The organism is Variovorax sp. 20P10.2.4 (assembly GCF_058244205.1).
Genome location: NZ_JBZAYE010000207.1, coordinates 1 through 11248 on the forward strand (window position 1 = coordinate 1; position 11248 = coordinate 11248).

Annotated in this window: 10 protein-coding genes; 6 read left to right on the top strand and 4 right to left on the bottom strand. The window is 71.4% G+C overall.

Annotation, left to right across the window (positions count from 1 at the left end):
* The first annotated feature begins 174 nt into the window (after positions 1 to 174).
* The 4 genes from AC27VN_RS19655 (at position 175) to AC27VN_RS19670 (ending at position 6120) form a co-directional block, all read left to right on the top strand.
* Complete coding sequence (locus AC27VN_RS19655; RefSeq protein WP_490877587.1) at positions 175 to 2454, top strand: ATP-binding protein; 2280 nt, start codon at positions 175 to 177, stop codon at positions 2452 to 2454.
* Positions 2447 to 2905: a response regulator gene (locus tag AC27VN_RS19660; RefSeq protein ID WP_093344502.1), complete on the top strand. Its 459-nt coding sequence runs from the start codon at positions 2447 to 2449 to the stop codon at positions 2903 to 2905. The genes AC27VN_RS19655 and AC27VN_RS19660 overlap by 8 nt, the downstream gene beginning before the upstream one ends.
* Complete coding sequence (locus tag AC27VN_RS19665) at positions 2898 to 5417, top strand: response regulator (protein ID WP_490877588.1); 2520 nt, start codon at positions 2898 to 2900, stop codon at positions 5415 to 5417. Before AC27VN_RS19660 ends, AC27VN_RS19665 begins: the two co-directional genes overlap by 8 nt.
* A gap of 61 nt (positions 5418 to 5478) precedes the next feature.
* Positions 5479 to 6120: a LysE family transporter gene (locus tag AC27VN_RS19670; protein ID WP_490877589.1), complete on the top strand. Its 642-nt coding sequence runs from the start codon at positions 5479 to 5481 to the stop codon at positions 6118 to 6120.
* A 4-nt stretch (positions 6121 to 6124) separates the two neighbouring features.
* On the opposite strand, the gene AC27VN_RS19675 is transcribed toward AC27VN_RS19670, so the two are convergent.
* Entirely contained in the window at positions 6125 to 6535 is a 411-nt protein-coding gene (locus AC27VN_RS19675; RefSeq protein WP_490877590.1) for a RidA family protein, read from the bottom strand.
* 116 nt (positions 6536 to 6651) lie between these two features.
* Here AC27VN_RS19675 and AC27VN_RS19680 point away from each other — a divergent pair, with 116 nt between their 5' ends.
* A complete protein-coding gene (locus AC27VN_RS19680) occupies positions 6652 to 7578 on the top strand; it encodes a LysR family transcriptional regulator (protein ID WP_490877591.1) in 927 nt (308 codons plus the stop codon).
* Between the two features lie 13 nt (positions 7579 to 7591).
* On the opposite strand, the gene AC27VN_RS19685 is transcribed toward AC27VN_RS19680, so the two are convergent.
* From AC27VN_RS19685 to AC27VN_RS19695, 3 genes are read right to left on the bottom strand one after another with little or no spacing between them, the layout of a single operon-like run.
* Complete coding sequence (locus AC27VN_RS19685) at positions 7592 to 8416, bottom strand: substrate-binding domain-containing protein (protein ID WP_490877592.1); 825 nt, start codon at positions 8414 to 8416, stop codon at positions 7592 to 7594.
* 49 nt (positions 8417 to 8465) lie between these two features.
* Positions 8466 to 9953 (bottom strand): sensor histidine kinase, encoded by a 1488-nt coding sequence (locus tag AC27VN_RS19690; RefSeq protein WP_490877593.1) that lies wholly within the window; start codon positions 9951 to 9953, stop codon positions 8466 to 8468.
* Entirely contained in the window at positions 9950 to 10636 is a 687-nt protein-coding gene (locus AC27VN_RS19695) for a response regulator (RefSeq protein ID WP_093344488.1), read from the bottom strand. Before AC27VN_RS19695 ends, AC27VN_RS19690 begins: the two co-directional genes overlap by 4 nt.
* A 196-nt stretch (positions 10637 to 10832) precedes the next feature.
* Here AC27VN_RS19695 and AC27VN_RS19700 point away from each other — a divergent pair.
* On the top strand, positions 10833 to 11248 hold a 416-nt coding region (locus AC27VN_RS19700), incomplete at its 3' end, for an alpha/beta fold hydrolase (protein WP_490877594.1).

The window sequence follows — 11248 nt, forward strand, 5'->3', positions numbered from 1 at the left end:
CTCGCGCGCGACGGCGGAACCGCGCCGTCCCCAAGCCGCGCCGCCAGCCTGCATGCCGGGTAGGAATCGGCCGACGAAGCGGCCCCCGGGGCCGCTGGCATGATCGATCCGACCCCGATTCATTCCCCCTCCAACCCCGTGCCGGCCGATCCGGCCCCGTCCTTCCCCTCGAAAGTGTCAGCACTTCCCACGTCCTCGAACCCTCACCAGCCGGGTGCCCCGGGTGCTGTTTCCGGCTCGCCGGACGCGGCCGACCTGACGAGCTGCGATCTCGAGCCGATCCGCGTGCCGGGCTCGATCCAGCCGCACGGCCGCATGCTGGTGCTGGCGGCCGAGGGCCTGGAGCGGCTGGCCTGGAGCGACAACTGGCCCGAGGGCGAAGCCGCCGCCGCGGCGCAGAGCCTGCGCGGCATGGCGCTGCCGGTGCTGCAGCCCGGCGCCTCGCCGGTGTCGCTGGGCGCGTTCGAGATCGACGGCCGCCTGTTCGACGTGGCGGTGCACCGCACCGAGCAGCACCTGATCGCCGAGTTCGAGGCCGCGAAGCCGGCCGCGGGCAACGAGGCGCCGATCTATGCGCTGAGCCGCGTCCTGCTGCCCGCGCTGCAGCAGGCGCGCGACGTGGACGAACTCACCGGGCTGGTCGCGCGCGCGATGAAGCAGCTCACGGGCTTCGGCCGCTGCCTGGTCTACCGCTTCGATGCCGCGGGCCACGGCGAGGTGCTGGCCGAGGCGGCCGACGCGGGCTACGACAGCTACGTCGGCCATCACTTCCCGGCCTCCGACATTCCGCAGCAGGCACGCGCGCTCTACCTGGTCAACCACTTCCGGCTGATCGCCGACGCCAACTACCGCCCGGTGCCGCTGGTCTCGAGCGACGCGGCGCTGGCGCCGACCGGCATCGACCTCTCGCAGGCGCAGTTGCGCAGCGTGTCGCCGATCCACCTCGAGTACATGCGCAACATGGGCACCCTGGCCTCGATGTCGGTGTCGATCGTGGTGCGCGGCCAGCTCTGGGGCCTGATCTCCTGCCACGACCACGACCCGCGCTTCCTCGACACCGCGACCCGGCTGGCCTGCGAGCACATGGGCCAGCTGCTGTCGATGCAGATCGACGCCAAGCAGACCCACGGCGAGGTGGCCGACCGGCTCGAGCTGCGGCAGCTCACGCTGCAGACCGTGTCGCAGCTCGCCGACAGCGACGCCACCCTGCGCCGGCTGGTCGAGGAGGGCTCCCTGCTGCTGCGCGTGGCGCGCGCCACCGGCGCGGCCGTGGTGCTCGACGACGCGGTCTGGACCGTGGGCGACGTGCCGCCCGAGCCGCGCATCCAGGAGCTCGCGCACTGGATCGCCGGGCTCGGCGTCGAGGTCTACGACAGCGATTCGCTGGCCGGGCATTTCAAGCCCTTCGCCGACTGCGAGGCGGTCGCGGCCGGCGTGCTGGCGATCTCGATCTCGCAGGTGCACCGCCACCTGATCCTGTGGTTCCGGCCCGAGATCGTGCAGACGGTGCAATGGGCCGGCGATCCGCGCAAGCCGATGGTGCCGGACGGCCAGCGCATGCATCCGCGGCTGAGCTTCCAGAGCTGGGTCGAGCACATCCGCGGGCATTCCAACCCCTGGTCGGCGGCCGAGGTGGGCGCGGCCGTCGAGCTGCGCCAGGCGCTGATCGGCATCGTGCTGCGGCGCGCCGAGGAACTCGCGGCCGTGGCGACCGAGCTGGGCCGCGTGAACCGCGAGCTCGAGGCCTTCTCGTACACCGTCTCGCACGACCTGCGCGCGCCCATGCGCCACATCGCGGGCTATGTCGACCTGGTGACCCAGACCGAGGGCCAGCAACTGACCGACCGCGCGCGGCGCTACCTGGGCCACGTGAAGGACGCAGCGGCCTTCGCGGGCCAGATGGTCGACGCGCTGCTCGACTTCTCGCGCATGGGCCGCGCCGCGCTGCAGAAGCGCACGGTCGACACGCCCTCGCTGGTCGAGGGCCTGGTGCGCGAGCTGGTGCGCATCGAGCCGACCCGCGCCATCGAATGGCGCGTCGAGCCGAACCTGCCGCCGCTGTACGCCGACCCGCTGCTGCTGCAGGTCACGGTGCGCAACCTGCTGGCCAACGCGGTCAAGTACTCGCGCACCCGCGAGCCCGCCGTGATCACGGTGCGCGCGGTGCGCAACGACGCCGGCACGGGCCTCGAGGTCGAGGACAACGGCGTGGGCTTCCAGATGAAGTACGTCGACAAGCTGTTCGGCGTGTTCCAGCGGCTGCACCAGGCCGAGGAGTTCGAGGGCACCGGCATCGGCCTGGCCAACGTGAAGCGGATCGTGGAGCGGCATGGCGGCACGGTGTGGGCGCGCGGCGAACTGGGCGCGGGCGCCTGCTTCGGCTTCGTGCTGCCGGGCGCGGAGGCGGATGGAACGAATTCGAGCAACGCAACTGACGGAGAAGAGGATGCTTAAGCCGATCCTGCTGGTCGAGGACGACAAGCGCGACCTGGAACTGACCCTGGTGGCCCTGGAGCGCAGCCAACTGGCGAACGACGTGGTCGTGCTGCGCGACGGCGCGCAGGCGCTCGACTACCTCAAGCGCGAGGGCGAGCATGCCGATCGCGCCGAAGGCAACCCGGCCGTGATCCTGCTCGACCTGAAGCTGCCGAAGGTGACCGGCCTGGAGGTGCTGCAGGAAGTGCGCGCCTCGGCGACGCTGCGCAGCATCCCGGTGGTGATGCTGACCTCGTCGCAGGAGGAATCGGACGTGCTGCGCAGCTACGAGCTCGGCGTCAACGCCTATGTGGTCAAGCCGGTGGCTTTCGACCGGTTCGTCTCGGCGATCGCCGACCTCGGGGTGTTCTGGGCCGTGCTCAACGAACCGCCGCCGGGGTCGCTCAAGGCCACCCGGCGCCATGAGTAGCGGCACGGCTTCCACGACGGCCCCCGACATCCTCGTCCTCGAGGACTCGCGCTTCGACGTCGAACTGCTGACCGAGGCGCTGGTCGCCGCGCTCCCCGGGGCGCGCGTGACCGTGGTGTGCGACGAGGAGGGCTTCACGGGCGCGCTGCAGAGCGCGCGCTACCAGCTGATCCTGTCGGATTACGAGCTGCCGGGCTTCTCGGGCGCGCATGCGCTCGAGATCGCGCGCGCGGTGGCGCCGCTCACGCCCTTCATCTTCGTCTCGGGCGTGATCGGCGAGGACAACGCGGTCGAGCTGCTCAAGCGCGGCGCCACCGACTACGTGAGCAAGGGCCGGCTGGCGCGGCTGCCGGTGGTGATGGAGCGCGCGCTCAAGGAAGCGGCCGACCGCGAGGCCAAGCAGGCGGCCGAGGCCAAGCTGCGCGTGGCCCACGAGATCTTCGGGGCCGCCGAGTCGCGGCGGCTGGCGCTGATCGAGCTCAGCGACCGCATCCGCGACATGGACGGCATCTGCGAGATCGCCTACACCGCCTCGCAGATGCTCGGCATGCAGCTGCAGGTGGACCGCGCGGGCTACGGCGTGGTGAACAAGGCGGCCGAGACCATCGAGATCGAGCGCGACTGGACCGCGCCCGGCGTCAAGAGCCTGGCCGGCACACTGCACTTTCGCGACTACGGCAGCTACATCGACGACCTGCGCCAGGGCACGACCGTGGCTTTCGCCGATGCCCACGACGATCCGCGCACGCGCGCCACCGCCGATGCGCTCGACGGCATCGGCGCGCGCGCCGTGGTCAACATGCCGCTGACCGAGCGCGGCGGGCTGGTCGGGCTGCTCTACCTCAACCACGGTAGCGCGCGCGCCTGGTCGCGCGACGAACTCGACTTCACGCGCGAGGTCGGCGAGCGCATCCGCTCGGCGATCGCGCGGCGCGAGGCGCAGCTCGAGCTGCAGGCCTTCGCCGAATCGCTGGCGCGCGAGGTCGAGGTGCGCACGCGCGAACGCGACCGCACCTGGGAGCTGAGCCAGGACCTGCTGGCCGTGGCCAACGGGCAGGGCAGCTTCGAGAGCGTGAATCCCGCCTGGGAGGCGGTGCTCGGCTGGAGCCGCCAGGAGCTGATGGCGATGCCGTTCCGCCAGCTGGTGCATCCCGCCGACCTGGCCGCGACCGAGGCCGAGCTCGCGCGGCTGGCCAAGGGCGAGCGCACGCGCGGCTTCGAGAACCGCTACCGCGCCAAGGACGGCAGCTACCGCTGGCTGTCGTGGACCGCGGTGCCCGAGGGCGGCCTCAACTACTCGGCCGCGCGCGACATCACGCAGCAGAAGGAGCGCGCCGCCGAACTCGACGCGGCGCGCGAGCAATTGCGCCAGAGCCAGAAGCTCGAGGCCGTGGGCCAGCTCACGGGCGGCCTCGCGCACGACTTCAACAACCTGCTGGCCGCGATCGGCGGCAGCCTGGAGCTGATGCGCCGGCGCGGGCTCGAGGGGCGGCAGGCCGACCTCGAGCGCTACATCGGCGTGGCGCACGGCGCGGTCAAGCGCGCGGCCGCGCTCACGCACCGGCTGCTGGCCTTCTCGCGCCGGCAGACGCTGGAGCCCAAGTCGGTCAACCTCAACCGCCTCGTGAACGGCATGGAAGACCTGCTGCGCCGGACCCTGGGCCCGGGCATCGCGCTCGAGAACGTGGCCGCCGTCGGCCTGTGGAACGTGCATGCCGACCCGAGCCAGCTCGAGAACGCGCTGCTCAACCTGTGCATCAACGCGCGCGACGCCATGCCCGAGGGCGGCACGCTGGTGGTCGAGACCGCCAACCGCTGGGTCGACGCGCGCACCGCGCCGGCCCGCGACCTGCCCGAGGGCCAGTACGTGTCGCTCACGGTCAGCGACAACGGCGTGGGCATGAGCGCGGAGGTGGCCGCGCGCGCCTTCGATCCCTTCTTCACCACCAAGCCCATCGGCATGGGCACCGGGCTCGGCCTGTCGATGATCTACGGCTTCGCCAAGCAGTCGGGCGGGCAGGTGCGCATCTATTCCGAGGTCGGCCAGGGCACCTCGGTCAGCATCTACCTGCCGCGCCACGACCGCACGGAAGAGAACACCACGGAGGCCGAACAGGTCGAGACCGCGCCGCGCGCCGACCGCGGCGACACGGTGCTGGTGGTCGACGACGAGGCCTCGCTGCGCATGCTGATCGTGGAGGTGATGCAGGGCCTGGGCTATGCCACGCTCGAGGCCGGCGACGGTGCCGATGCGCTGCGCATCCTCGAGTCGAACCAGCGCATCGACCTGCTGCTGACCGACGTCGGCCTGCCCGGCGGCATGAACGGCCGCCAGGTGGCCGATGCCGCGCGCACCCTGCGCGCGGGCCTCAAGGTGCTGTTCATCACCGGCTATGCCGAGAACGCCGTGCTGAGCCATGGCCACCTGGCGCCCGGCATGCACGTGATGACCAAGCCCTTCGAGATGGATGCGCTGGCCAAGCGGGTCAAGACGCTGATCGAGTCGCGCTGAGGGCAGGGATGTTCGCCCGCCGCTAGGATCGGCGGGTCCTTTTCGCATCCTCCTCGGCGCCATGACCCAACTCTCGCCCCTGCTGCTCATCGCCGGCGTCTACCTCGCCGTGCTCGCGAGCCCGGGTCCCAACTTCTTCATCCTGAGCCAGATGGCGCTCGACGGCCGCCAGCGCGAATCGCGCTACGTGGTGCTGGGGCTCACGACCGGCTCGATCTTCTGGGTCGTGCTCTCGCTCGCGGGCATGTCCACCCTGATGGCGCACCATCCGTGGCTGGCCTCGGCCGTGCGTTTCCTCGGCGCGAGCTACCTGGTCTGGTATGGCGGCAGCCTGTTGTGGCGCGCCGTGTCTCCGCCCGCGAAGACCGCGACGGGAAGCGCCCGCCGCGCGACCGCGGGCACGCGCCGCGATGCACGCAGCGCCTACCGCGCCGGCCTGCTGACCGGCATCACCAACCCCAAGGGCGCCGCCTTCTGGACCAGCGTGTTCGCGACCCTGGTGCCCGCGCAGGCCGCGGGCTGGTTCTATACCGCCACCATCCTGATGGTGGCCGTGCTCTCGCTGCTGTGGCACTTCGGGATCACCGTGGTGTTCGGCGCCGAGGCGATCCGCGCGCGCTACCTGCGCGTGGAGCGCTGGGTCGATGGCGTGGCCGGCGGCATGCTGGTCATGCTCGGCGTGCAGCGGATCGTCGCTCGGTAGGGCCTCAGGCGGCGGCGGCTTCCGGCAGCTTCGCGACCACCTTGATCTCGAAGTCGAAGCCGTAGAGCCAGGTCACGCCGATGGCGGTGGCCGTGGGATGCGGCGCCTCGCCCCAGAACTCGGCGAGCACCAGTTGCCAGATGCGCTCGAACTTCGAGGCCGGATCGACGATGAAGATCGTCACGTCGATCACGTCGGCGAAGCTGGCGCCGGCCGCCGCGAGCACGGCATTCAGGTTCTCAAAGGCCAGCCGGACCTGGGCCTCGAGCTCGGGTTCGGGCGAACCGTCTGGCCGGCTGCCGACCTGGCCCGAGACGAACAGCAGGCCGTTGGCGCGCACGGCCGGCGAGTAGCGGTGGCGCTCGTAGAGCGCCTGGCGGCCGGCGGGGAAGACGACATCGCGTGCGGAGGACATGGGATTCACTTTCTTCGATGGTTGCGGATGCAGTGAATCTAGGTGTTCGCTCTTTGCGGATAAACGGGCAAGACGCACAATGACTGTTTGGCAATTCCAAACAATCAGGCGATCAGATGGACCGTTTCGATGCGATGCAGGCCTTTGCGCGCGTGGTGGAAGCCGGCAGCTTCACCAAGGCGGCGCAGACCCTGCACATGAGCAAGACCACCGTGACCCAGCTGGTGCAGCAGCTCGAGGCACGGCTGCGCGTGAAGCTGCTGCACCGCACGACGCGGCAGGTCAAGGTCACGGCCGATGGTGCGCTCTACTACGAGCGCGTGGTGCGCCTGCTGGCCGATCTCGAGGATGCCGACACCAGCCTGGCCAGCGCCTCGGCCTCGCCCAAGGGACGGCTGCGCGTCGACGTGCCGGCCCCGCTGGCGCGGCTGATCCTGGTGCCGGCGCTGCCGGCCTTCCATGCGCGCCATCCCGAGATCCAGCTCGACCTCGGCGTGAGCGACCGCGTGGTCGACGTGATCGGCGACAACGTCGACTGCGTGCTGCGCGGCGGCGAGCTCACCGACTCCTCGCTGGTGGCGCGCCGCGTGGGCGACCTTCGGCTCGGCGTCTATGCGGCGCCCGGCTACCTCGCGCGCGCCGGCACGCCCGTGCATCCGCGCGAACTCGAGGACTCGCACCACCGCATCGTCGGCTTCCTGCGCTCGCGCAGCGGCACGCTGGCGCCGATCGCGCTGTCGCGCGCGGGCGAGCAGTTCGTGCCGCAGGGCCGTTACGTGGTCGCGCTCGACGACGGCAATGCCTATGCCGCGGCCGGCGTCGCGGGCATGGGCGTGCTCTGGCTGCCGCGCTACATGGCCGCGCCGCACCTCGCCGGTGGCGAGCTGGTGCCGCTGTTCGAGGACTGGGAGGTGGCTTCGATGCCGCTGTACCTGGTGTTCCCGCCGAACCGGCACCAGAGCGCGAAGCTGCGCGTCTTCATCGACTGGGTCGACGAGCTGATGGCGAAGCATGCACCGCTCGCCATGGCGGGCGGCGCCTGACGCGGCGCGCGCCTCAACGCGAAGCGAGCGGCTCCAGCCCCGTCTTCGCGATCGTCGGCGCGCTGGCCGGCGAGTTCAGGTAGCGGATCAGTTCGCGCGCCGCCTCGGGCTGCGTCGACGCGGTGGCGATGCCGGCCGAGAACACCGTCACCTGCTGCACCTCGGCCGGCAGCGGGCCCACGTAGTCGATGCCCTCGATCGGCAGCAACTCGCTGACCTGCTGCAGGCCGAGCGCGGCGTCGCCGCGCGCCACCACGCTGCCCACGCGCTCGCTGAGGATGCGGCGGCTCTTGGGCTTGACCTGGGCCTCGAGGCCGAGCTTCTTCAGCAGCTCGGTCTCGTAGTAGGTGCCGCTGGCGCTGGCCGAATAGGCGATCGACGGCGCCGCGAGCAGGGTGCGCTTGAGCGCCTCGACGCTCGAGATGTCGGGCCGGGGCGCGCCCTTGCGCACCGCGAAGCCGATCGAGGAGCGCACCAGGTCGACCTGGCTGCCGGCCCGCACCTGGCCCTGCGCGACCAGCGCATCGAGCGCGGGCCGCGCCAGGATCACGACGTCGGCCGGCTCCTGGCGCGCGAGGCGGCTCGGGATGGAGTCGGCTGCATTGCCCATCGAGGCGCCGTAGGCGGTCTTCACCGCGCGGCCGCTGGCGCGCTCGAAGCCGGGGCGCAGTTCGTTGTAGGCGGCGGTGAAGCCGCCCGAGGTCATCACGTGGAGCTCGGGCTTCGGTGCCTGCGGATTGCCGCCGGGGCTGCCGCAGCCCGCGAGCGCGAGCCCGAGGGCGGCGCCGAGCAGGGCGCGGCGCGTGAAGGCCGCGAGGCGGGGGCGCTGGATGGTCATGGTGTCTCCTGTGTCGATGTCGCGCCCGCCATCGTAGGAGCCCTGCCTGTCAATCCGCCGTCAGCGCAGCGCGGGTCTTCACCGAGGCCGCGGCGCCCGGCTCGATACCTTCGCGCGCGAGCGGCAGCCGCACCGTCACCAGCAGGCCCGGGCCGGGCCGCGTTTCGCCGAGCACGATGCTGCCGCCGTGCGCCTCGGTGGCCGAGCGCACGATCGCGAGGCCCAGGCCGCTGCCGGTCTGGGTCTGGTCGGGGTCGCGGAAGAAGCGGTCGAACACGCGCTCGCGCAGCTCGGGCGGAATGCCCGGGCCATGGTCGGCCACGCTCAGCTCGGCCTGCGCGCCGTCGCGCCGGATGCCCACGGTCACGGTCGATCCCGGCGGCGCGTACTTGGTGGCGTTGTCGATCAGGTTGTCGATCATGGACACCAGGCTGTCGCGATCGCCGGCCACCGGTGCCGGGTCGTCGCTCAGCAGCTCGACCTCCACGCCGCGCGTGCGCGCGAGCACCGACAGCGTGGCCAGCCGTTCCTGCACCAGATCATCGAGGCGCAGCAGCGCGGGGCGCGGCGCCGACACCTGGGCCGCGCTGCGCATCAGGTGCAGCAGCTGGTTCACCAGCCGTTCGGCGCGCGCGCTGGCGCTGACCATGCGCGCCATCAGCTCCTGCTGGCGCGCGGGCGGCACCGTTCCGGGCTGCGCCTGCAGGCCCTGCAGCGCCTCCACGTTCACGCGCAGCGCCGCGATCGGCGTGCGCAGCTCGTGCGCGGCATCGGCGATGAAGCTCTGCTCGCGCTCCATGCTGGCGCGCAGCCGCTGCATCAGCGCATTGAAGTTGTCGACCAGCGGGCGCAGCTCGTCGTGGCGTGTCTGCGTGGCCAGCGGCGCGAGCTCGCGCACGTCGCGCGACGCGATCTCGCGCGCCACCTTGCGCCAGGGCCGCAGCGCGAGCCGGATCGACAGCCAGGCCGGCAGCAGCAGGAAGGGCACGCTGATCACCAGCGGCAGGATGTAGTAGCCGCGCGAATGGAAGGTCAGCCACATCTGCGGGCCGGCCGGCAGCACCAGCGCGACACGGGTGGCGCCGTCCTCGCTCTCCAGCGAACGCGTGCGCCACTGCTTGCCCTGCGCGGTCACGTCCTCGGGCACGCCGAGGCGGCTGTTGGCGATGTCGGCCGGCACGCCGTCCGAGTGGTAGACCAGCCGGCCGTGCTGCCACACCAGCAGGCTCGGCGAGAGCGAGGGATCGTTGTCGCTGCCCATGGTCTCGCGCAGCGCGATGTCCATGCGCTGGAGGCTCTCGGCCAGCGCGGCGGGCCGGTCGGCCAGGTTGTGCGCCACCGACAGCACGCTGCGGTGCGAGGTGTCGACCATGCCCATGTCCTCGGTCAGCGAGGTGCCGAGCACCAGGCCCACCGCGATGCTCCACAGCAGCGTGAGCATCGCCACCTGCGCCAGCATCAGCCGGCGCACCAGCGTGGGCCGTAGCAGCCGACGCCAGCCGCGCGGGGCGTCGGAGGCCGCCGCCGTGGCCGTCAAGACGGCGTTCCCGGCAGCTTCAGCGCGGCCTGGTCGATCACGTAGCCGATGCCGCGCACGGTGCGGATGTAGCCGTCGCCGATCTTGCGGCGCAGGTTCGAGATGTGGACCTCGAGCACGTTGCTGCCATGGGTCTGCCAGGCCGGCAGCACCTGCTGCTCGAGCATGCGCCGCGTGATCACGCGGTCGGTGCGCTTGATCAGCAGGCTCAGCAGCTTGAACTCGCTGCGCGACAGGTCGACCGGCTGGCCGTTGACCTGCACGCGCTGCGTCGGCTCGTGCAGCCACAGGCCGCGCACCTCGAAGGTCACGCCGTCGCTGCCGTAGCTGCGGCGCGCGAGCGCGCGCACGCGCGACAGCATCTCGGCGAGAACGAAAGGTTTCACCAGGTAGTCGTCGGCGCCGTTGTCGAGCCCGAGCAGGCGGTCGTCGAGCGCATCGCGCGCACTGAGGATCAGCACCGGCAGCCGCGATTCGGCGCGCCGCACGTGCTGCAGCAGGCCCAGGCCGTCGCCGTCCGGCAGGCCCAGGTCGAGCAGCAGCAGGTCGCAGCCCTCGCCATCGAGGATGCGCTGCGCATCCTCGATGCGGCGCACCCACACCACCTCCATGCCCTGCGTCTGCAGCGCCACCCGGATGCCGGTCGCGAGGTCGAAATCGTCTTCCACCAGAAGGATCTTCATGAATGCAATCTAACCGGCGAAGCTGAAGGAATTCCTAATACTTCTCGATCGGGCCCGAAAGGTGCAAGGCGCTGCAAGTCGCCGAATCTTCAGCCGATCTTCATCTGCGCCGCCCACGATGCCGCAGGCTCGCGCGTTGCTCACCGGCCGGCCCGTGCCGGCATGGCATTCCCCCGTCTTCCTTCGCCTCCCGACGATGTCCCTCGACGCCACTTCCTTCCTGCCGCATTTCCGCTCGCCCCAGGCCCATGCGGCGCTCTCGCAGTCGTACGACCGCGTGCTCGCGCACTGGCCGGTGCCGGTGGAGTCGCGCCATGTCGACACGCGGCGCGGCCGCGCCCATCTGCTGGTGTGCGGCCCGGCCTATGGCGTGCCGGTGCTGCTGCTGCATGGCGAGGGCGGCAATGCCACCACCTGGGTCCACATGGCCGGCGTGCTCGCGGGCGCGTTGCGCGTGTACGCGGTCGACATCGTGGGCGATGCCGGCCGCAGCGAGGGCCGCCGGCCGGCCAGCGAGGACGACTACTGCGACTGGCTCGAGGACGTGCTGATCGGCGTCGGCCGGCCCAAGGTGGGGCTGTGCGGCGTCTCCTTCGGTGCCTGGCTCGCCGC

What these genes read in the sequence shown, in the direction of transcription:
- AC27VN_RS19670 (WP_490877589.1), top strand. Translation starts at nt 5,479, where the DNA reads ATGACCCAACTCTCGCCCCTGCTGCTCATCGCCGGCGTCTACCTCGCC.
- AC27VN_RS19695 (WP_093344488.1), bottom strand. Translation starts at nt 10,636, where the DNA reads ATGAAGATCCTTCTGGTGGAAGACGATTTCGACCTCGCGACCGGCATC.
- AC27VN_RS19665 (WP_490877588.1), top strand. Translation starts at nt 2,898, where the DNA reads ATGAGTAGCGGCACGGCTTCCACGACGGCCCCCGACATCCTCGTCCTC.
- AC27VN_RS19660 (WP_093344502.1), top strand. Translation starts at nt 2,447, where the DNA reads ATGCTTAAGCCGATCCTGCTGGTCGAGGACGACAAGCGCGACCTGGAA.
- AC27VN_RS19680 (WP_490877591.1), top strand. Translation starts at nt 6,652, where the DNA reads ATGGACCGTTTCGATGCGATGCAGGCCTTTGCGCGCGTGGTGGAAGCC.
- AC27VN_RS19675 (WP_490877590.1), bottom strand. Translation starts at nt 6,535, where the DNA reads ATGTCCTCCGCACGCGATGTCGTCTTCCCCGCCGGCCGCCAGGCGCTC.
- AC27VN_RS19685 (WP_490877592.1), bottom strand. Translation starts at nt 8,416, where the DNA reads ATGACCATCCAGCGCCCCCGCCTCGCGGCCTTCACGCGCCGCGCCCTG.